A 20,507-nucleotide genomic window follows, 5' to 3' on the forward strand; every position below is an offset into this window, starting at 1 on the left:
ATCACGCTGACCGCCCGCTTTCTGATCGACGGGTAATCGCGCCCTCTTCCGGGACGCTGGTGCCATTGGATCGGCGTCGCGGGAGAATACTTGAGTGTCGGGCCGGGGTATTCGCAAACCTTTGCGCCGTCGGCGTCCACACGCCCCTGTAGGAGCCAGCCTTGCTGGCGAACGGCTCAACGCTGTGCCGGCAGAATGTGTACTGCTGGCAGGTCCATCGCCACCGCCTCTTCCTGCAAGAAGGCACTCAACCGCCGCAACCGCTCGCCCCCCGGACGGGTCCTGGGCCACACCAGGTAATAATCCATGCCACTGGCCACCGCCGTCGGCCACGGCAGGCTCAGGCGCCGCTGGGCGACATCCTCGGCCACCATCAGCAGGTCGCCCATCGAGATGCCATAGCCCCGCGCGGCGGCGATCATGCCCAGTTCCAGGGTGTCGAACACCTGCCCGCCCTTGAGCGACACTTTGTCGGTCAGCCCCATGCGCGCCAGCCAGGCACGCCAGTCGCGTTTGTCGGGGGTCGGGTGCAGCAGCTCCATGCCGGCCAGGCGCCGCTCGTCCCAGGGCGCCTCGTCGAGCAGGTCCGGCGCGCCCACCGGAATCAGCAACTCGGAGAACAGCCGGCGCACTTCCCAGTCCGCCGGGAAGTTGCCGTCACTGAGCAACACCGCGCAGTCGAACGGTTCCTGGTTGAAATCCACATGGTCGACGTCCATCCAGGCGCTGGTCAGTTGCACTTCGTTGCCTGGTTGCAGATGCCGGAAGCGGCTCAGGCGAGCCAGCAACCAGCGCATGGTGAGGGTGGACGGCGCCTTCATGCGCAGGATGTCGTCCTCCCCGCGCAAGGCGTCGCAGGCCCGCTCCAGGGCGGCGAAGCCATCGCGCACGCCGGGCAGCAGCATCCGCGCCGCCTCGGTCAGCTGCAGGCTGCGCCCGCTGCGCACGAACAGGCGACAGGCAAAGTGCTCTTCGAGGGTACGGATATGCCGGCTGACGGCACTCTGGGTGATCGACAACTCTTCACCAGCGCGGGTGAAGGAACTCAGCCTGGCAGCGGCTTCGAATGCACGCAGCGCATAGAGCGGAGGGAGCTGGCGAGACATGACGCACCTGTCATTCGGGGCCGAGAAGGCAATGCCAGATCATACAGGCATGAGTCAGACTCATGGCAATGATCGCTTTTATCCTTTTGTGCAAAGCTGACCGAAGCCTCAGAATCGACCCTTCGCTCAACAGGATCATCAAGAAGGATCGCCCCATGCATGTCGCGCCCACCACCGAACTCAAGGCTCTGCTGCGCCTGGCCGGGCCACTGATCGCCTCGCAGCTGGCGCACATGCTGATGGTGCTGACCGACACCCTGATGATGGCCCGCATCAGCCCACAGGCCCTGGCCGGGGGCGGCCTGGGCGCGGCCAGCTATTCGTTCGTGTCGATCTTCTGCCTGGGGGTGATCGCCGCGGTCGGCACCCTGGTGGCGATCCGCAAGGGCGCCAACGACATCGAGGGCGCCACGCGCCTGGCACAGAGCGGCCTGTGGCTGGCCTGGGGCCTGGCCGTGCTGTCGGCGCTGGTGCTGTGGAACCTCAAGCCCGCGCTGCTGCTGTTCGGCCAGAAGCCGGAGAACGTCGACTCGGCCATGCAGTTCCTGACCCTGCTGCCGCTGGCCCTGCCCAGCTACATGACCTTCATGGCCCTGCGCGGCTTCACCAGCGCCCTGGGCCGCTCGACGCCGGTGATGGTCATCAGCCTGGCCGGCACGGTGCTCAACTACCTGCTCAACCATGCGCTGATCGAAGGCATGTTCGGCCTGCCCAAGCTGGGCCTGATGGGCATCGGCCTGGTCACCGCGCTGGTGTCGCTGGGCATGGCCATCTCCCTGGCGCTGTATATCCGCTGGCACAAGGCCTATGACCAATACCCGCTGCGCAAGGGGCTGTGGCGGCCTTCGCTGCCGGCGCTGCGTGAGCTGTGGCGCCTGGGCCTGCCGATCGGCGGCACCTACATGGTCGAGGTCGGGCTGTTCGCCTTCGCCGCCCTGTGCATGGGCGTGCTCGGCAGCACGCAGTTGGCGGCGCACCAGATCGCCCTGCAGATCGTCTCGACCGCGTTCATGGTCCCGACAGGGCTTTCGTACGCCGTGACCATGCGCGTCGGCCTTTACTACGGTGCCGGCAACCTGCTCGCGGCACGCAGCGCCGGGCGGGTGGGGATCGGTTTCGGCGCGTCGCTGATGCTCGGCTTCGCCGTGTTGTTCCTGGTGCTGCCGAACGAACTGGTGGCCTTGCTGGTGAATCGCCACGACCCGGCCTTCGCGCCGATCTTCCAGCTGGCGGTGCAACTGGTGATGGTGGCGGCGTGGTTCGAGCTGTTCGACGGCGTGCAGACTATCGCCATGGGCTCGATCCGGGGCTTGAAGGACGCCCGCACCACCTTCCTCATCGGCGCGGTGTGCTATTGGCTGGTGGGGGCGCCGTGCGCCTGGCTGTTCGCCTTCACCCTGGGCGGTGGCGCGCCAGGCATCTGGTGGGGCCTGGCGTTGGGGCTGGCGTGCGCATCGGTGGCGCTGACGTTTGGCTTTGAATGGCGGATGAAGCGGATGATCGGCAAGGCGGGGATTACCGCGAAAGCAGCTGTCCCCGCTCACCTGTAGGAGCGGCTTCAGCCGCGATGGGGCAACGCGGTGCCTGGCACCCGCTTTGCGGGTGATCGCGGCTAAAGCCGCTCCTACAGGATGTCCAGCAGGCGGGGTTGCTGTGACTGCGACAGGTACTCGATCAACGCCGCCACCGGCAACGGCCGGCTGACCAGGAAGCCCTGCACCTGGTCGCAGCCGAACGCCCGCAGCAGCGCCATCTGCTCCTCGCTTTCCACCCCTTCGGCCACCACCTCCAGGTTGAGGTTGTGCGCCAGGTTGATCATCGCGTGCACCAGCTTGCGGTTCTCTTCGCGCTGCTCCATGCCACCGACAAAGCTGCGGTCCACCTTGAGCAGTGTGATTGGCAGGCTGTTCAGGTGCACGAACGAGGAGAAGCCGGTGCCGAAGTCGTCCAGCGAGAAGCGCACGCCCAGGCGCCCCAGCGCGTCCATGGTCTGGCGCACCAGTTCGTTGCGGCGCATCACCGCGGTTTCGGTGAGTTCGAATTCCAGCCAGCGCGCATCGACGCCATGCTCGACGATCAGCCGGCTCAGGGTGGCCAGCAGCTGGCTGTCCTGGAACTGGCGGAAGCTCAGGTTGACCGCCATGTGCAGCGGCGCCAGGCCGCGTTCGCGCAGGGCCTGCATGTCGCTCAAGGCACGGGAGATCACCCAGTAGCCCAGCGGCACGATCAGGCCGCTCTGTTCGGCCAGCGGGACGAACTCGCTGGGGGCTAGCAAGCCACGCTCCGGGTGATTCCAACGCACCAGCGCCTCGAGGCCGACGATGCGGCCATCGGTGAGGTTCAGGCGCGGCTGGTAGTGCAACTCCAGTTCGTCGCGACGCAGGGCGCGGCGCAATTCGCTTTCCAGGTCGGCGAGGCTGCGGGCGTTGCGGTTGATACGTTCGTTGAACACGTGGAAGGTGCAGCCCTGGCTGCCCTTGGCCTGGCGCATGGCGATATGCGCATGCCACATCAGCGGGTCGGCGCCGGCCTGGGCGCGGGCGTGGGCAATGCCCAGGCTGCAGCCGAGCAGCAGGCTCTCGCCATCGATCCAGTAGGGTTCGGTCAGCGCTTCGACAATACGCTCGGCCATCCACTCGGCGCGGTTGGGGTCGCGACGGGTGTCGATCAACAGGGCGAATTCGTCGCTGCCCAGGCGTGCCAGCTGGTCACCGGCTGCCAACTGCGCCTTCAGCCGCGCCACCACCTGCAGGATCAGGCGATCGCCACCTTGATGGCCCAGGGCGTCGTTGACGTGGCGGAAGTTGTCCAGGTCGAGGTGGCCAAGGGCAAGGCCACGTCCGTCGTTCTCCGCCAGTCGCGCCGTGAGCAAGGCCTGGAAACCTTGCCGGTTGGCGATGCCGGTCAGCGGGTCCTGCTCGGCCAGGCGTTGCAGGGTGGCGACCAGCACACCGCGCTCACGCACATGGCGCAGGGAGCGACGCAGGGTGTCGCTGCTCAGCTGCGCCAGCACCAGCCAGTCGCTGACCCCCACCGGCGTGGTGGCCGGTTCCTGCTCCAGCAGCAGGATGGTCGGCAGCTCGCAGCGCCCCGGCGCCGGTTGCAGCGCGGGGGTGGCCAGCACCACGGCCTGGCGGTCGTTGGCGAACAGGCTGTCGACCGCCGCCCAGTTGGGCGCGGTCAGCAGCACCACTGTACCGTCCAGCGGCTGCAGGCACTCGCGCAGACGCGCGGCCCATTCCGGCTCATCGGCCAACAGCAGCAAACGCAGAGGTTCGGCAGGCGTGGACAAGCGGGCTCCTTAGACGTGGCGGTGAATCGACGGGCGCGGCGTATCCTACAGCATCCAAGTGAAAATGATTTTCACTTTTAGTCATGGCCGTTCCCTGGCCGCGAACCCGACGTATTTTGACGTGCATCCTGCGCGAAACCCGCGCAACCGGCAAACAGGATTTCGGGGATTTGCGAAAGGATCGGCAGCCACCGGCGGCGAACAGGCCGCGAGAAAACATTGACTCACACGTCAGACGGTCGCGCCACAACCGCGCGAGGCCTGTTAGAATGCGCGGCTATTTTCTGGCGACCCCCGGTTTCTAGCATGTCCCGACTCAATCCCCGGCAACAGGAAGCCCGTGACTACGTCGGCGGCCCTCTTTTGGTGCTTGCCGGTGCAGGCTCGGGCAAGACCAGCGTGATCACGCGCAAGATTGCCCACCTCATCCAGAACTGCGGCATCCGCGCCCAGTACATCGTGGCGATGACCTTCACCAACAAGGCCGCGCGCGAGATGAAGGAGCGGGTCGGCACCCTGCTACGCCCAGGGGAAGGCCGGGGCCTGACGGTGTGCACCTTCCACAACCTGGGGCTGAACATCATCCGCAAGGAGCACGAGCGCCTGGGCTACAAGCCGGGCTTCTCGATCTTCGACGAATCCGACATCAAGGCGCTGCTGTCGGACATCATGCAGAAGGAATACTCCGGCGACGACGGCATCGACGAGATCAAGAACATGATCGGTGCCTGGAAGAACGACCTGATCCTGCCATCCGAAGCCCTGGAAAAGGCGCGCAACCCGCGCGAGCAGACCGCCGCCATCGTCTACACCCACTACCAGCGCACGCTCAAGGCGTTCAACGCGGTGGATTTCGACGACCTGATCCTGCAACCGGTCAAGCTGTTCCAGGAGCACCCCGAGGTGCTCGAACGCTGGCAGAACCGCGTGCGCTACCTGCTGGTGGACGAATACCAGGACACCAACGCCAGCCAGTACCTGCTGGTGAAGATGCTGATCGGCATGCGCAACCAGTTCACCGTGGTGGGCGACGACGACCAGTCGATCTACGCCTGGCGCGGCGCCCGCCCGGAAAACCTGATGCTGCTCAAGGAGGACTACCCCTCCCTGAAGATCGTCATGCTCGAGCAGAACTACCGCTCCACCAGCCGCATCCTGCGCTGCGCCAACGTGCTGATCGCCAACAACCCGCATGCCTTCGAAAAGCAGCTGTGGAGCGAGATGGGCGTGGGCGACGAGATCCGCGTGATCCGCTGCAAGAACGAGGAAGCCGAGGCCGAACGCGTGGCCATGGAGATCCTCACCCTGCACCTGCGCACCAATCGCCCGTACAGCGACTTCGCCATCCTCTACCGGGGCAACTACCAGGCCAAGCTGATCGAACTGAAGCTGCAGCACCACCAGGTGCCGTATCGCCTGTCGGGCGGCAACAGCTTCTTCGGCCGCCAGGAAGTGAAGGACCTGATGGCCTACCTGCGCCTGCTGGTGAACCCGGACGACGACAACGCCTACCTGCGGGTGATCAACGTGCCGCGCCGCGAGATCGGCTCGACCACCCTGGAAAAGCTCGGCAACTATTCCACCGAGCGCGGCATCTCGATGTACGCCGCCAGCGAGGAGATGGGCCTGGGCGAACACCTGGACGCCCGCTACACCGAGCGCCTGCAGCGCTTCAAGCATTGGCTGGACGGGGTACGCCACAAGGTTGCCCTGGACGACCCGATCGCCGCGCTGCACGAGATGATCCGCGACATCGACTACGAGAACTGGATCCGCCAGCAGACCGCCAGCGACAAGGCTGCGGAGTTCCGCATCAGCAACGTCTGGTTCCTCGTCGAAGCGCTGAAGAACACCCTCGAGAAAGACGAAGAGGGTGACATGACCATCGAGGACGCCATCGGCAAGCTGGTGCTGCGCGACATGCTCGAGCGCCAGCAGGAAGAGGAAGAGAACGCCGAGGGCGTGCAGATGATGACCCTGCACGCCTCCAAGGGCCTGGAGTTCCCCTACGTGTTCATCATGGGCATGGAGGAGGAGATCCTCCCCCACCGCTCGAGCATCGAGGCCGACACCATCGAAGAGGAACGCCGCCTGGCCTACGTGGGCATCACCCGCGCGCGCCAGACCCTGGCCTTCACCTTCGCCGCCAAGCGCAAGCAGTACGGCGAAATCATCGACTGCACGCCCAGCCGGTTCCTCGACGAACTGCCGCCGGACGACCTGGCCTGGGAAGGCCTGGACGATGCCCCCGTGGAAGTGAAAGCCGCGCGCGGCAACAACGCCCTGGCCGATATCCGGGCAATGCTCAAACGCTGACCAACCATTACTCTTTAACATCGCCGCTTCTTGCGGCCACCTTTGCTACATCGAGGAAACAACAGTGGAAGCACTGCAGCAGAAGATTCGCGAAGAAGGCATCGTGCTTTCCGATCAGGTCCTGAAAGTCGATGCGTTTCTCAACCACCAGATCGACCCGGCGCTGATGCAGCTGATCGGTGACGAGTTCGCCCGCCTGTTCGCCGACTCCGGTGTGACCAAGATCGTCACCATCGAAGCCTCGGGCATCGCCCCGGCGGTGATGACTGGCCTGAAGCTCGGCGTGCCGGTGATCTTCGCCCGCAAGCACCAGTCGCTGACCCTGACCGAGAACCTGCTGACCGCCTCGGTGTACTCCTTCACCAAGCAGACCGAGAACACCGTGGCCATCTCGCCGCGCCACCTCAACAGCAGCGACCGCGTGCTGGTGATCGACGACTTCCTGGCCAACGGCAAGGCCTCGCAGGCGCTGATCTCGATCATCAAGCAGGCCGGCGCCACCGTGGCCGGCCTGGGCATCGTCATCGAGAAGTCGTTCCAGGGCGGCCGTGCCGAGCTGGACAGCCAGGGTTACCGCGTCGAATCGCTGGCCCGGGTCAAGTCGCTGGAAGGCGGTGTGGTGACCTTCATCGAGTGATGTCGCCTGTTCCGGCCTCTTCGCCAGCAAAGCTGGCTCCTACAGGTGATCGCATTCCCCTGTAGGAGCCAGCCTTGCTGGCGATGGGCTGCGCAGCAGCCCCAGCCATTCATCGGGTCGCCGCCAATCCTGCCAGCAACAACCGCTGGTACAGCTCCTCCTTCAACCCCTGCGGCTCCGCCAGCCCCATGCGCGCCAACTGCGCCGCATAGGCATCGGGCGCCGGTGCGTCCAGCGCCGCCTTGCCCAGTTCCAGCACCTCGCTCAACTTGAACTTGCGCTTGAGCCAGTTCAGCGCCCGCAGCAGGTCGCGCTCTTCAGTCGTGAAATCGCAGCCCAATGGATACTCCGGGAACAACCGCGAATGCCGCGCGCGAATCGCCTCCAGGCGTTCGGGCGTGTTGTCGGTGTAGCGCGCATCCAGCATGAAATCCTTGGCCAGCTTGCCCGCCGCCTTGGCCTGCTCGATCAAGTCACCCTGGAACCTCGAATCGCTGACCGCCAGCAACCGTGCGATCACCTCGCTGTCGGTCTGCCCGCGCAGGTCGGCGATGCCGTACTCGGTCACCACGATATCGCGCAGGTGGCGCGGGATGGTGCAGTGCCCGTAGGTCCAGAACAGGTTCGACGTAACCTCGCCGCCCGCCTCGCGCCAGCTGCGCAGCAGCAGGATCGAGCGCCCGCCTTCCAACGCATGGCCCTGGGCGACGAAGTTGTACTGCCCGCCGACGCCGCTGAGCACCCGCCCGTCCTCCAGCTGGTCGGCCACCCCGGCACCCAGCAGGGTCATGCCGAACACCGTATTGATGAAGCGGGCATCGCGGCGCTGGCGGCGCTTGAGGTCTTCCTGGCCGTAGAGCTCGTTGATGAAGCTGATAGCCGTCATGGCGAAACGCGCGCGCTGTTCCAGCGGCATCTCGCGCAAGCGCTGGTAGAAGGCCCGAGGGCCAAGGAAGAAGCCGCCATGGATCAGCACACCCTGCTCATCCGCCGGGCGGCGCACCACGCCAGCCTCGGCCAGGGCCAGCAGGCCGTTGACGAACATCTCGCTGCAGCCGTACAGCCCCTGGGCGAACGTATCCAGCCCCCCTTCCCGCTCGATCAGCGCCCGCCACGAGCCGATATCCAGCTCATCGAGCAGCGCACGATAGCCGGCGTTGTCGCCCTGGCGCGCCAGCAGCGCGGCTGTCACGGCATCGCCCATGGCGCCGATGCCGATCTGCAGGGTACCGCCGTCACGCACCAGGGCGCTGGCATGCAGGCCGATGCAATGGTCCTGGGTGTTCACCGGCATGTTCGGCGTGGAGAACAAGCGGCGCCGCTCTGGCTGGTCGATCAACAGGTCGAACTGCTCCAGACCCAGCTCCGAATCGCCGGGCATGTAGGGCAGTTCGTCGTGGACCTGCCCCAGCATCAGGATGGTTTCGCCCGCAGCCCGGCGCCGGGCGATCATCGGCAGCAGGTCGAGGGTGATGTCGGGGTTGCAGGCCAGGCTCAGGTGGTCAGGGCGCTCGGGCGTTGCCGCCACTAGCTGGGCGATCAGGTTCAGGCCCTTGGCGTTGATGTCGCGGGCGGCGTGGCTGTAGTTGCTGCTGATGTAGTCCTGCTGCGCAGTGGCGCTGTGCAGCAGGCTGCCGGGCTGCATGAAGAACTGCTCGACGCGGATGTTCGGCGGCAGTTGGTCATTGCGCAGGTCGGCGAGGTAGGTGAGCTCTTCGTAGTCGGCGAACACGCGCTCGACGAAGGGGCCGAGGAAACGACGTTGCAGGCCGTCACCGAGGGGTGGGCGACCGAGGGACAGGGCGGTGTAGATCGTCAGATGACGCTCGGGCAGCGCGTGCACCCGAGCATAGAGCGCGTTGACGAAGGCGTTGGGTTTGCCCAGGCCCAGGGGCAGGCCCAGGTGGATATGGGCAGGCAGGCGACTCAGGACCTCGTCCACTGCCTGGTCGATGGGACAGCGCTGCATCGGGGGCCTCCTGCGACATCCATGGATTCAAGGTTGGACATGAACCTTAGACCATTGGTTGCCTGTACCGGCCCTTTCGCCGGCAAGCCGGCTCCTACGGATGGCGCCCTGTAGGAGCCGGCTTGCCGGCGAACAGGCCACAAAACAAAGCCCGCCATGAAAGGCGGGCTTTGCTGGAATCAGGCTTGGCTCACAGGCCGGACATCTTCTTGATCGCACCCTTGAGGTCATCATCCGAGCAATCCGCGCAGGTGCCTTTGGGTGGCATGGCGTTGATCCCGGTAATGGCCTTGGCCAGGATGCCGTCGAGGCCGCCCTGGTGGTCGGCGCGCTCTTTCCAGGCCGCAGTGTCGCCGATCTTCGGCGCGCCCAGCAGGCCACTGCCGTGGCACGCATTGCAGTGCTTGGCGATGATGTCATCCGGCGTCTTGGCGCCACCGCCACCTGCCGCAGCGACGACTTCCATGCCCTTGCACTCCTGGCCCTGGACACACACCTGGCCTACGGGCGCCAGGCGCTTGGCGATTTCATCGTTGGTCGTAGCGTTTGCATTGATTGCCCAAAGGGCGAAAACGGCTGCTGGTATGGCCAGCATCTTCTTGATTTGGTTCACGCGAACACCCTCATGGTGGCTAATCACGCCCGCGGCCACGGAATTGCGAGCGTTGAAAAGTATAGCGGCACTCCTGAAAGCGTGGAACGACCACACTCGGGGAAAGGGTATTGGCGAATCAATGCACTGCGCTGGATCAAAAGTTCGACGGGGTCGCCGCGCTGATCAGCCGTGCCGGTTCCTCGAACGGGTTGCGGAAACGGTGCGGGCGGGTGCTTTCGAAGTAGTAGCTGTCGCCGGCCTCGAGAATGAAGGTTTCGGTACCGACCACCAGTTCCAGGCGGCCTTCGAGCAGGATGCCGGTCTCCTCGCCGTCGTGGGTGAGCATCTCCTCGCCGGTATCGGCCCCGGGTGGGTACACCTCGTTGAGGAAGGCGATGGCCCGGTTGGGGTGCGACTTGCCCACCAGCTTCATGGTCACCGCGCCGTCGGAGATGTCGATCAGCTCATGGGCCTTGTAGACGATCTGGGTCGGGCTCTCGGGCGCCAGCTCGACCGAGAAGAACTCGACCATGGACATGGGGATGCCGCTGAGCACCTTGCGCAGGGAGCTGATCGACGGGCTCACGCTGTTCTTCTCGATCATCGAGATGGTGCTGTTGGTCACGCCCGCGCGCTTGGCGAGTTCGCGCTGGGACAGGCCCTTGAGCTTGCGGATGGCTTGCAGTCGTTCACCGACGTCCAAAGCGTGCGCCTCCAGAAACGGTCGAGGTGGGGGAAGTGTGAACGATATGATGGCAATGCCGTTCAGTATTTACAACACACCGCCCCACAGCCTGTCCGCTTCGGCGCCTTATTCGCCGATACAGTCCAGCGGCACGCGCTTGAGATTGCAGAAGATCTGGTAAGGAATGGTGCCGGCCTGCATCGCCACGTCGCTGGCCAGTACCTGCTTGCCCCACAGCTCCACCGGGCTGCCGACGGTGGCCTCGGGCACTTCGGTGAGGTCGACGCAGAGCATGTCCATCGACACCCGGCCGATCAGCTGGGTGCGCTTGCCAGCCACCACCACCGGGGTGCCGGTGGGTGCCTGGCGCGGGTAGCCGTCGGCATAGCCCATGGCGACCACGCCCACACGGGTCGGGCGTGGGCTGATGAATTTGGCGCCGTAACCCACCGGTTCACCGGCTGGCAGTTCACGCACACTGATGATGCGCGATTGCAGGGTCATCACCGGCTGCAGGCGGGCCGCTTCTGCCTGCGCCACCTCAAAAGGCGTGGCGCCATACAGCATGATGCCCGGGCGAACCCAGTCGCTCTTGATGCTAGGCCAACCCAGCACCGCCGGCGAGTTGCGCAGGCTGCACTCGGCGCTCAGGCCCTGGCGCGCGGCCTCGAACACCGCCACCTGCTGCTCGGTGGCGGCGGCATCGAGTTCATCGGCGCGGGCGAAGTGGCTCATCAGCACGATGCGCGACACCTTGCCGCTGGCCAGCAGGCGCTGGTAGGCGTCCTGGTAGTCCTTCGGGTGCACGCCGACCCGGTGCATGCCGGTGTCCATTTTCAGCCAGATGGTCAGCGGCTTGCGTACCGGGGTTTGCTCGATGGCTTCCAGCTGCCACAGCGAATGCACCACGCACCACAGGTCGTGCTCGGCGATCAGTGCCAGCTCGCTGGCCTCGAAGAAGCCCTCGAGCAGCAGCACCGGCGCCTTGATGCCCGCCGCGCGCAGCTCCAGCGCCTCCTCGATGCAGGCCACGGCAAAGCCGTCGGCTTCGGTCTCCAGGGCCAGGGCGCAACGCACCGCGCCATGGCCATAGGCGTCGGCCTTGACCACGGCGAGGGCCTTGGCGCCGGTCAGTTCACGGGCCAGGCGGTAGTTGTGACGGAGGGCTTGGAGATCGATCAGGGCACGGGCGGGACGCATGGCGGCAGCCTTCTGGCAGTTCTGGTTATCGGTAAAGCCCCGGCGCGGCAGATGGGGGTAGGTACCCACCGCGCCGGGGTGAGGGAACAGTGTCGATTGTTTCGCGGCTGAAGCCGCTCCTACAGGGCTTTTTGTGCTGATCCCTGTGGGAGCGGCTTCAGCCGCGAAGAGGCCGGTACAGGCGCCTTATTGCTGATGGACCGGCGCGCTCTGCCCGTGCTTGGCCACCTCGCGGCTGTTGCCATAACGCGAGATATCCAGGCCTTCGGCGCTGATCTGCGGCTTCTTGCGCGCGATCAGGTCCGCCAGCAGGCGGCCGGAACCGCAAGCCATGGTCCAACCCAGGGTGCCGTGACCGGTATTGAGGAACAGGTTACGGAACGCAGTGGCACCGACGATCGGGGTACCGTCCGGGGTGGCCGGGCGCAGGCCGGTCCAGAAGCTGGCCTGGCTCAGGTCGCCGCCGCGAGGATAAAGGTCGTTGACGATCATCTCCAGCGTTTCGCGCCGACGCGGGTTCAGCGACAGGTCAAAACCGGCGATCTCAGCCATGCCGCCGACGCGGATGCGGTTGTCGAAACGGGTGATGGCGACCTTGTAGGTTTCGTCCAGGATGGTCGAGGTCGGCGCCATGTCGCCGTTGGTGATCGGCACGGTCAGCGAGTAACCCTTGAGCGGGTACACCGGGGCCTTGATGCCCAGTGGCTTGAGCATCTGCGGCGAGTAGCTGCCCAGGGCCAGCACGTAGCGGTCGGCGGTTTCCAGCTTGCCGTCGATCCACACGCCATTGATGCGGTCACCGGCGAAGTCCAGGCGCTGGATGTCCTGGCCGAAGCGGAACTCGACGCCCAGCTTGATGGCCATGTCAGCAAGCTTGGTGGTGAACAGCTGGCAGTCGCCAGTCTGGTCGTTGGGCAGGCGCAGGGCACCGGCGAGGATACCTTTCACGCTGTCCAGGGCCGGCTCGACGCGGGCGATGCCGTCGCGGTCGAGCAGTTCGTAGGGCACGCCGGACTGCTCCAGCACGGCGATATCCTTGGCCGCGGCATCCAGTTGCGCCTGGGTGCGGAACAGCTGGGTGGTGCCCAGGCTACGGCTTTCGTAGGCGATGCCGGTTTCGGCGCGCAGTTCGTCGAGGCAGTCGCGGCTGTACTCGGACAGGCGCACCATGCGCTCCTTGTTCACCGCGTAGCGGCTGGCGGTGCAGTTGCGCAGCATCTGCGCCATCCACAGGTACTGGTCGACGTCGCCGGTCAGCTTGATGGCGAGGGGCGCGTGGCGCTCGAGCAGCCACTTGATGGCCTTCAGCGGCACCCCCGGGGCGGCCCAGGGCGAGGCATAGCCGGGCGAGATCTGGCCTGCGTTGGCAAAGCTGGTTTCCATGGCCACCGCCGGTTGACGATCGACCACCGTGACCTCGAAACCTTGCCGGGCCAGATAGTAGGCACTGGCGGTACCAATAACACCGCTACCAAGTACCAGAACTCGCATTGTTTATCCCTCGCACGCGGCTTGCCGCAGACTTTTGTTGATATGGCATGGATGCGCGCAGTATAAGAATCTCCGACCAGTGCTATTCACTATATAAGCGCCTATATTTGGCGAGAATTCTCGGCAATATCGCCTTTGACGGAGGGGCATCCCCTATGAGAACCCAGCACCAGAGCAAACGTGAGCTGGACAAGATCGACCGCAACATCCTGCGGATCCTGCAGAATGACGGCCGCATCTCCTTCACCGAACTGGGCGAGAAGGTCGGGCTGTCCACCACCCCCTGCACCGAGCGCGTGCGCCGCCTGGAGCGCGAGGGGATCATCATGGGCTACAACGCCCGCCTCAACCCGCAGCACCTCAAGGGCAGCCTGCTGGTGTTCGTCGAGATCAGCCTGGACTACAAGTCCGGCGACACCTTCGAGGAATTCCGCCGTGCGGTGCTCAAGCTGCCCCATGTGCTGGAGTGCCACCTGGTATCGGGCGACTTCGACTACCTGGTGAAGGCGCGGATCTCGGAGATGGCGTCGTACCGCAAGCTGCTCGGCGACATCCTGCTCAAGCTGCCGCATGTGCGCGAGTCGAAGAGCTACATCGTGATGGAAGAGGTGAAGGAGAGCCTGTGCCTGCCGATTCCGGACTGAAGCGTCAGACCAGCACCTGACGGGTCGTGGCGATGAACTGGTGGACCAGCTGCTCGGCCTCAGGCTCGATCGGCTGCGCTGGGCCACGGCCACGGGGGCAGGCCAGGCGCGGGGTGGTACCGAACAGGCGGCAGATCATCGGGCGTTCTTCGTAGACCGTACAGCCGTTGGGGCCCAGGTGCACGCAGTCCAGGCGCTCCAGGGCAGCCTCCTGCTCGGCCTGGGTCTTGCGCGGCAAGCGGGCCATCTCCTCTGTGGATGTGGTGACCGGGCCGCAGCAGTCATGGCAGCCGGGCTCGCACTCGAACGAGGGAATGAGTTCGCGCAGGAAGTGGATCTTGTGGCGGTTGCAGGACATGGCGGGGTATCTGGAATAGGTGGGCTGGATTATAGGCCCATTCGCCGGCAAGCCGGCTCCTACAGGGAACTGGGCCACGCAGGGCACTGTAGGAGCCGGCTTGCCGGCGAACGGGCCATTTGCCTATCCTGCCCCTTTCGCCTCAACCCAGGAATCAACCATGGTCCACAGCGCGCAGCACGCCGCCTCCTACTACGCCGCCAGCAGCGCGCCACACCCCGACCACGCCTTCCTGCAGGGTGAGCACAGCGCCGACGTGTGCATCGTCGGCGGCGGCTACTCAGGCCTGAATACCGCCATCGAACTGGCCGAGCGCGGCCTGTCGGTCGTCCTCCTCGAAGCCCGCAAGCTCGGCTGGGGCGCCAGCGGACGCAATGGCGGGCAACTGATCCGCGGCGTCGGCCACGGCCTGGAGCAGTTCCTCCCGGTGGTCGGCGAGGACGGCGTGCGCAGCCTCAAGCTGATGGGCCTGGAAGCGGTGGAAATCGTCCGCGACCGTGTCGAGCGCCACGGTATCGAGTGCGACCTGACCTGGGGCTATTGCGACCTGGCCAACAAGCCCGGCGAACTGGAAGGCTTCGCCGAGGAAGCCGAAACCCTGCGCAGCCTTGGCTACCGCCACGAGCTGCGCCTGGTACAGCCCGGCGACATGCATTCGGTAGTGGGTTCAGACCGCTATGTCGGCGGCCTGGTCGACATGGGCTCGGGCCACCTGCACCCGCTCAACCTGGCACTGGGCGAGGCCGCCGTGGCCAGCCGCCTGGGCGTGCGCCTGTTCGAGCAGTCGGAAGTCACCCGCATCGAGTACGGCCCCGAGGTGAAGGTGCACACCCCCCAAGGCCGGGTGCGCGCCAAGACCCTGGTGCTGTGCTGCAACGCCTACCACAATGACCTCAACCGCGAGCTAGGCGGCAAGGTGCTGCCCGCCGGCAGCTACATCATCGCCACCGAACCGCTGGGCGAGGAACGCGCGCGCCAGTTGCTGCCGCAGAACATGGCGGTGTGCGACCAGCGCGTGGCCCTGGACTACTACCGCCTGTCCGCCGACCACCGCCTGCTGTTCGGCGGCGCCTGCCACTATTCCGGGCGCGACCCGAAGGACATCGCCGCCTACATGCGGCCGAAGATGCTCAAGGTGTTCCCGCAGTTGGCCGATGTGCGCATCGACTACCAGTGGGGCGGCATGATCGGCATCGGCGCCAACCGCCTGCCGCAGATCGGCCGCCTCACCGGCCAGCCCAACGTCTACTACGCCCAGGCCTACGCCGGCCATGGCGTCAACGCCACCCACCTGGCCGGACGACTGCTCGGCGAGGCTATCAGCGGCCAGCAGAGTGGGCGTTTCGACCTGTTCGCCAAGGTGCCGCACACCACCTTCCCGGGCGGCAAGCTGCTGCGCTCACCGTTGCTGGCGCTGGGGATGCTCTGGTACCGGCTCAAAGAATTGGCCTGAGTCGACCCCGTTCGCCGGCAAGCCGGCTCCTACAGAGGTCCCGTAGGAGCCGGCTTGCCGGCGAACAGGCTCCATTCACTCCCGCCAGAAAGGCTTGCACCCCTCCTCCCGGGCCTGTTCCCAGGTCAGCCCGATGTCGCGCAGCTGGCGGGCATCCAGCTCCAAAAGGGCCTTGCGGGTGCGCCAGCGATGCAGCATCAGGCCCCAGCGACTCAAGCCAGTGGACGGGTTGTAGACTTTGGTTCGCCCCCCCTCCTCCAGTTCCTTGGCCAACAGTTGCACGCGCACATCACTCAAGCCGCTCATCGCTGCGATCTCCCGATCAGTGGTTACCGTGGAGACAGCATGCGCGTTCACACCCTCGACAATACAGACTCAAAATCGGCTTATTATTCCCATACAGAATTGGCGAAAAGCGGGCTGAATGGCGTATTTTTGCGCGATCTGTACTGGTCGGAACCACACAGAATCCCAGGAGTATGCCGTGACCCTCTACCTCAACCTGGCCGAACTGCTCGGCGCCCGCATCGAACAGGGCCTGTATCGCCCCGGCCAGCGCCTGCCCTCGGTGCGCGCCCTGAGCGTCGAGCACGGTGTCAGCCTGAGCACCGTGCAGCAGGCCTACCGCCTGCTGGAGGACAACGGCCTGGTGTCGCCACGGCCCAAGTCCGGCTACTTCGTCGCCGAGGACCGTAACCTCCCGGCCCTGCCCGACATCAGCCGCCCCGTCCAGCGGCCTGTGGATATCTCCCAGTGGGAACAGGTGCTGGAACTGGTACGCGCCACCCCGCGCCCCGACGTGATCCAGCTCGGCCGCGGCATGCCCGATGTCGCCAGCCCCACGCTCAAGCCGCTGCTGCGCAGCCTGGCGCAGATCAGCCGGCGCATGGACATGCCCGGCCTGTACTACGACAACATCCACGGCAACGCCCACCTGCGCGAACAGATCGCCCGCCTGATGCTCGACTCCGGCTGCCGCCTGGGGCCGAGCGACCTGGTGGTGACCACCGGTTGCCACGAGGCGCTGTCGTGCAGCATCCGCGCCGTCTGCCAGCCCGGCGACATCGTCGCGGTCGACTCGCCCAGCTTCCATGGCGCCATGCAGACGCTCAAGGGCCTGGGCATGAAGGCCCTGGAGATCCCCACCGACCCGATCACCGGCATCAGCCTGGAAGCATTGGAGCTTGCCCTGGAACAGTGGCCGATCAAGCTCATCCAGATCACCCCCAACTGCAACAACCCGCTCGGCTACATCATGCCCGAGGCGCGCAAGCAGGCCCTGCTGACCCTTGCCCAGCGCTACGACGTGGCCATTCTCGAGGACGACGTGTACGGCGACCTGGCGTACACCTATCCACGACCGCGCACCATCAAGTCGTTCGACGATGATGGCCGCGTGCTGCTCTGCAGCTCATTCTCCAAGACCCTGGCGCCGGGTCTGCGGGTCGGCTGGGTGGCGCCGGGGCGCTACCTGGAGCGGGTGTTGCACATGAAATACATCAGCACCGGCAGCAGCGCCTGCCAGCCGCAACTGGCCGTCGCCGACTTCATCGCCGAGGGCCATTACCAGCCGCACCTGCGGCGCATGCGCAGCCAGTACCAGCGCGGCCGCGACCAGATGTGCGACTGGGTGGCCCGCTATTTCCCGCCCGGCACCCGCGCCAGCCGGCCCCAGGGCGGCTTCATGCTGTGGGTGGAGTTGCCGGAAAGTTTCGACACGCTGCGCCTGAACCGCGCTTTACTGGAGCAGGGGGTGCAGATCGCCGTCGGCAGTATCTTCTCGGCCTCGGGCAAGTATCGCCATTGCCTGCGCATGAACTTCGCCGCGCGGCCCACGCCGCAGATCGAAGCCGCCGTGCGCAAGGTAGGTGAAACCGCCCTTCGTCTACTGGATCCGCAAGGCATCGACAGGTAACGTTGCGCCGCCCCGCACCGCTCACCCGCCGTACAGGACGATCGACCCTTGAGATTCCAGCGAGCCCTGCCTTTGCTGCTGGCACTGCTGCTCGGCCTTGCGGGCTGCGCCAGCCGCGACACACCTCGCAAAGTCAGCCAGGCCCTGCCCGCCGCCGACTCGGCGTTCGGCCGCTCGGTGCTGCGCCAGGCCGCGCCCTACAGCGGGCGCTCGGGCTTTCGCCTGCTGCCGAACAGCGGCGAGGCGTTCCGAGCCCGCGCCGAGCTGATCCGCAACGCCCAGGCGAGCATCGACCTGCAGTACTACATCGTCCACGACGGCCTCAGCACCCGCGCCCTGGTCCACGAGCTGCTGCGCGCCGCCGACCGCGGCGTGCGCGTGCGCATCCTGCTCGACGACACCACCAGCGACGGCCTCGACAGCTTGATCGGCACCCTCGCCGCTCACCCGAATATCCACATCCGCGTGTTCAACCCATTGCACTTGGGGCGCGAAACCGGCGCCACCCGCGCCATGGGCCGGCTGTTCAACCTGTCGCGCCAGCACCGGCGCATGCACAACAAGCTGTTCCTGGCGGATAGCAGCATGGCCATCGTCGGCGGGCGCAACCTGGGTGACGAGTACTTCGACGCCGAGCCCAACCTCAACTTCACCGACATCGACCTGCTGGGGGTGGGCCCGGTAGCGGAACAGCTCGGTCACAGCTTCGACCAGTACTGGAACAGCGCCCTGAGCCGTCCCATCGGCGACTTCCTCTGGCGCCAGCCCGACGCCGACGACCTGCATGCCAGCCGTCAGCGCCTGGAAACCTGGCTGGCCAAGGCGCGAATCGAGCGTAAGGCCCTGTACGACCGGCTGATGGACTACCAGTACCAGCCGCGCCTGGGGCAGTGGCGCAACGAGTTGATCTGGGCCCACAGCCAGGCGCTGTGGGATGCGCCGAGCAAGGTCTTGGCCGACGACGAACCCGATCCGCAGTTGCTGTTGAGCCGACAGTTGGCGCCGGACCTGAACAACGTCCACCGCGAACTGATCCTGGTCTCCGCCTACTTCGTGCCGGGTGAGACAGGCTTGCTGTACCTGACTGGCCGCGCCGACGCCGGCACCTCGGTCAAGCTGCTGACCAACTCGCTGGAGGCCACCGACGTGCCGGCCGTACACGGCGGCTATGCGCCCTACCGCCGCGCCCTGCTCGAGCATGGCGTGCAACTGTACGAGCTGCGTCGCCAGCCGGGCGAGAAGCGACCCCGGCATGGCCTGAGCTTCCACGGCAGTTCCGATTCGAGCCTGCACAGCAAGGCGATGGTGTTCGACCGGCGCAAGACCTTCATCGGCTCGTTCAACTTCGACCCGCGTTCGGTGTTGTGGAACACCGAGGTGGGGGTGCTGGTGGACAGCCCGGAGCTGGCCGAGTACACCCGCGACCTGGCGGTGCAGGGCATGGCGCCGGCCTTGAGCTACCAGCCGATGCTGGTGGGCGGGAAGATGGTCTGGGCCACCGAGGACAATGAGCAGCGGCATATGCTGGTGACCGAGCCCGGGGGGATCTGGCGGCGGTTCAATGCCTGGATCAGCAAGGCGGTCGGGTTGGAGAAGATGTTGTAGCTACCGGCCCATTCGCCGGCAAAGCCGGCTCCTACAAGGTTTGCACTGCACCTGTAGGAGCCGGCTTGCCGGCGAATGGTTCAGGCCGACGCGGGCTCGAAGGCACCCCGCCGCCGGATCAACACCACCAACCCGGCTGCCCCCGCCGCCATCAGCAACGGCAACGCATGCCCGCTGATCCACTGGCTGCCCGCCCCGGCCAGCAGCGGCCCGATCAGGCAACCGATGCCCCACAGCTGCGCCACATGGGCATTGGCCCGCACCAGTTCATCATCCCGGTACCGCTCGCCGATCAGCACCAGCGACAGGGTAAACAACCCGCCCGCACTGGCCCCGAACAGCACCCACAACGGCCAGATCACCGGTGTGTGCAGCAGCAGCGGAATCGCCAGGCTGCTGACCAGCAAGGTCAGCGCGCACCCACCGAACAGCGAACGACGTGACATGCGATCGGCCAGCGCGCCAATCGGCAACTGCAGCACCGCATCACCCACCACCACGGTGCTGACCATGAACAGCGCCACTTCCGTGGTAATGCCCTGCTGCAGGCAGTAAACCGGCAGCAACGTGAGGATCATCGCCTCGAAGGCCGCGAACAGCGCGATGGCCCAGGCGATCACCGGCAAGCGCCGGCAGAAGCCGAACAGGTCGCGGAAGGTGACGCTGCAAGCTTCAGTGCTCGGTGCGCCGCCTCGTCCGAACAGGATCAAGGGGGCGACCAGTAGCAAGCCGGTCGCGGCCCAGAAGCCGAAATCGTCGTCCGAGCCGAGGAAGCCCAGGACCATCGGCCCGGCCAGCTGGCTCAGGGCATAGCTGCTGCCGTACAACGCCACCAGCCGCCCACGCCACTGCTCGACCACCAACTGGTTGATCCAGCTTTCACCCAGGATGAACACCACGGTCAGCGACATGCCGATCATCAGGCGCAGCAGCAACCACAGCGGGTAGCTCGGCAGCAGCGCCACCAGTCCAATGGACAGCGCGCCACCCCACAGACACAGGCGCATCGCTGCCGGAACGCCAACCCAGCCGGCCAGGCGGCTGGCCACGGCGGCGCCGACCAGCACACCGAGTGCTGGCATCGCCGCCATCACCCCGATGGCGAACCCGCCGTAGCCCCAGGCCTCCAGGCGCAAGGACACCAGCGGCATGCTCACGCCGAGCGCGAGCCCGACACTGAGCACCGCCGCCAGCACGGCAAAGTAGGTTCCCCAACGCATCACAGCCTCCTTTAGCGCAAA

17 protein-coding genes are annotated in these 20,507 nt (G+C 65.8%); 7 read left to right on the forward strand and 10 right to left on the reverse strand.

What is annotated here, in order from left to right; all coding sequences use genetic code 11:
* Positions 1-176: 176 nt before the first annotated feature.
* Positions 177-1,106 (reverse strand): LysR substrate-binding domain-containing protein, encoded by a 930-nt coding sequence (locus tag PSEEN_RS25000; RefSeq protein WP_011536377.1) that lies wholly within the window; start codon positions 1,104-1,106, stop codon positions 177-179.
* Between the two features lie 155 nt (positions 1,107-1,261).
* On the opposite strand from PSEEN_RS25000, the gene PSEEN_RS25005 reads away from it, so the two are divergent.
* Entirely contained in the window at positions 1,262-2,656 is a 1,395-nt protein-coding gene (locus PSEEN_RS25005; RefSeq protein ID WP_011536378.1) for a NorM family multidrug efflux MATE transporter, read from the forward strand.
* A gap of 74 nt (positions 2,657-2,730) precedes the next feature.
* On the opposite strand, the gene PSEEN_RS25010 is transcribed toward PSEEN_RS25005, so the two are convergent.
* On the reverse strand, positions 2,731-4,398 hold the full coding sequence (locus PSEEN_RS25010) for a putative bifunctional diguanylate cyclase/phosphodiesterase (protein ID WP_011536379.1): 1,668 nt from the start codon (positions 4,396-4,398) through the stop codon (positions 2,731-2,733).
* Positions 4,399-4,704: 306 nt separating this feature from the next.
* Here PSEEN_RS25010 and rep point away from each other — a divergent pair, with 306 nt between their 5' ends.
* Together rep and PSEEN_RS25020 are read left to right on the forward strand one after the other, a co-directional pair.
* Complete coding sequence (gene rep / locus PSEEN_RS25015; protein ID WP_011536380.1) at positions 4,705-6,714, forward strand: DNA helicase Rep; 2,010 nt, start codon at positions 4,705-4,707, stop codon at positions 6,712-6,714.
* A 64-nt stretch (positions 6,715-6,778) separates the two neighbouring features.
* Positions 6,779-7,351: a xanthine phosphoribosyltransferase gene (locus PSEEN_RS25020; RefSeq protein WP_011536381.1), complete on the forward strand. Its 573-nt coding sequence runs from the start codon at positions 6,779-6,781 to the stop codon at positions 7,349-7,351.
* Positions 7,352-7,460: 109 nt separating this feature from the next.
* On the opposite strand, the gene PSEEN_RS25025 is transcribed toward PSEEN_RS25020, so the two are convergent.
* From PSEEN_RS25025 to dadA, 5 genes are all read right to left on the reverse strand, one after another.
* Positions 7,461-9,320, reverse strand: coding sequence for an acetyl-CoA hydrolase/transferase C-terminal domain-containing protein (locus tag PSEEN_RS25025; RefSeq protein WP_011536382.1), 1,860 nt, complete (start codon positions 9,318-9,320; stop codon positions 7,461-7,463).
* A 190-nt stretch (positions 9,321-9,510) separates the two neighbouring features.
* Positions 9,511-9,915, reverse strand: coding sequence for a c-type cytochrome (locus tag PSEEN_RS25030; protein WP_011536383.1), 405 nt, complete (start codon positions 9,913-9,915; stop codon positions 9,511-9,513).
* A 154-nt stretch (positions 9,916-10,069) separates the two neighbouring features.
* Entirely contained in the window at positions 10,070-10,618 is a 549-nt protein-coding gene (locus tag PSEEN_RS25035; protein ID WP_011536384.1) for a cupin domain-containing protein, read from the reverse strand.
* A 108-nt stretch (positions 10,619-10,726) separates the two neighbouring features.
* A complete protein-coding gene (alr, locus tag PSEEN_RS25040) occupies positions 10,727-11,800 on the reverse strand; it encodes an alanine racemase (RefSeq protein ID WP_011536385.1) in 1,074 nt (357 codons plus the stop codon).
* 186 nt (positions 11,801-11,986) lie between these two features.
* Positions 11,987-13,291 (reverse strand): D-amino acid dehydrogenase, encoded by a 1,305-nt coding sequence (dadA, locus tag PSEEN_RS25045; protein WP_011536386.1) that lies wholly within the window; start codon positions 13,289-13,291, stop codon positions 11,987-11,989.
* Between the two features lie 155 nt (positions 13,292-13,446).
* Between dadA and dadR the strand changes: the two genes are divergently transcribed.
* Positions 13,447-13,935 (forward strand): transcriptional regulator DadR, encoded by a 489-nt coding sequence (gene dadR / locus PSEEN_RS25050; RefSeq protein ID WP_003258963.1) that lies wholly within the window; start codon positions 13,447-13,449, stop codon positions 13,933-13,935.
* A gap of 4 nt (positions 13,936-13,939) precedes the next feature.
* Here dadR and PSEEN_RS25055 read toward each other — a convergent pair whose 3' ends face one another.
* Positions 13,940-14,293, reverse strand: a complete 354-nt coding sequence (locus tag PSEEN_RS25055; protein ID WP_011536387.1) for a YkgJ family cysteine cluster protein — start codon at positions 14,291-14,293, stop codon at positions 13,940-13,942.
* Between the two features lie 160 nt (positions 14,294-14,453).
* Here PSEEN_RS25055 and PSEEN_RS25060 point away from each other — a divergent pair, with 160 nt between their 5' ends.
* Positions 14,454-15,746, forward strand: a complete 1,293-nt coding sequence (locus PSEEN_RS25060) for an NAD(P)/FAD-dependent oxidoreductase (protein ID WP_011536388.1) — start codon at positions 14,454-14,456, stop codon at positions 15,744-15,746.
* A 75-nt stretch (positions 15,747-15,821) separates the two neighbouring features.
* On the opposite strand, the gene PSEEN_RS25065 is transcribed toward PSEEN_RS25060, so the two are convergent.
* On the reverse strand, positions 15,822-16,052 hold the full coding sequence (locus tag PSEEN_RS25065; protein WP_011536389.1) for a DUF1127 domain-containing protein: 231 nt from the start codon (positions 16,050-16,052) through the stop codon (positions 15,822-15,824).
* A gap of 178 nt (positions 16,053-16,230) precedes the next feature.
* On the opposite strand from PSEEN_RS25065, the gene PSEEN_RS25070 reads away from it, so the two are divergent.
* Positions 16,231-17,661 (forward strand): aminotransferase-like domain-containing protein, encoded by a 1,431-nt coding sequence (locus PSEEN_RS25070; RefSeq protein WP_162042936.1) that lies wholly within the window; start codon positions 16,231-16,233, stop codon positions 17,659-17,661.
* Between the two features lie 48 nt (positions 17,662-17,709).
* Entirely contained in the window at positions 17,710-19,266 is a 1,557-nt protein-coding gene (locus tag PSEEN_RS25075) for a phospholipase D family protein (RefSeq protein ID WP_011536391.1), read from the forward strand.
* A gap of 80 nt (positions 19,267-19,346) precedes the next feature.
* On the opposite strand, the gene PSEEN_RS25080 is transcribed toward PSEEN_RS25075, so the two are convergent.
* Entirely contained in the window at positions 19,347-20,486 is a 1,140-nt protein-coding gene (locus tag PSEEN_RS25080; protein WP_011536392.1) for an MFS transporter, read from the reverse strand.
* Positions 20,487-20,507 lie beyond the last annotated feature (21 nt).

Origin of the sequence: Pseudomonas entomophila L48 (genome assembly GCF_000026105.1) — a bacterium.
Taxonomy (GTDB): Bacteria; Pseudomonadota; Gammaproteobacteria; order Pseudomonadales; family Pseudomonadaceae; genus Aquipseudomonas; species Aquipseudomonas entomophila.

What these genes read in the sequence shown, in the direction of transcription:
- dadA (WP_011536386.1), bottom strand. Translation starts at nt 13,291, where the DNA reads ATGCGAGTTCTGGTACTTGGTAGCGGTGTTATTGGTACCGCCAGTGCC.
- PSEEN_RS25080 (WP_011536392.1), bottom strand. Translation starts at nt 20,486, where the DNA reads ATGCGTTGGGGAACCTACTTTGCCGTGCTGGCGGCGGTGCTCAGTGTC.
- PSEEN_RS25060 (WP_011536388.1), top strand. Translation starts at nt 14,454, where the DNA reads ATGGTCCACAGCGCGCAGCACGCCGCCTCCTACTACGCCGCCAGCAGC.
- PSEEN_RS25055 (WP_011536387.1), bottom strand. Translation starts at nt 14,293, where the DNA reads ATGTCCTGCAACCGCCACAAGATCCACTTCCTGCGCGAACTCATTCCC.
- PSEEN_RS25005 (WP_011536378.1), top strand. Translation starts at nt 1,262, where the DNA reads ATGCATGTCGCGCCCACCACCGAACTCAAGGCTCTGCTGCGCCTGGCC.
- rep (WP_011536380.1), top strand. Translation starts at nt 4,705, where the DNA reads ATGTCCCGACTCAATCCCCGGCAACAGGAAGCCCGTGACTACGTCGGC.
- PSEEN_RS25025 (WP_011536382.1), bottom strand. Translation starts at nt 9,320, where the DNA reads ATGCAGCGCTGTCCCATCGACCAGGCAGTGGACGAGGTCCTGAGTCGC.
- PSEEN_RS25065 (WP_011536389.1), bottom strand. Translation starts at nt 16,052, where the DNA reads ATGAGCGGCTTGAGTGATGTGCGCGTGCAACTGTTGGCCAAGGAACTG.
- dadR (WP_003258963.1), top strand. Translation starts at nt 13,447, where the DNA reads ATGAGAACCCAGCACCAGAGCAAACGTGAGCTGGACAAGATCGACCGC.
- PSEEN_RS25030 (WP_011536383.1), bottom strand. Translation starts at nt 9,915, where the DNA reads ATGCTGGCCATACCAGCAGCCGTTTTCGCCCTTTGGGCAATCAATGCA.
- alr (WP_011536385.1), bottom strand. Translation starts at nt 11,800, where the DNA reads ATGCGTCCCGCCCGTGCCCTGATCGATCTCCAAGCCCTCCGTCACAAC.
- PSEEN_RS25000 (WP_011536377.1), bottom strand. Translation starts at nt 1,106, where the DNA reads ATGTCTCGCCAGCTCCCTCCGCTCTATGCGCTGCGTGCATTCGAAGCC.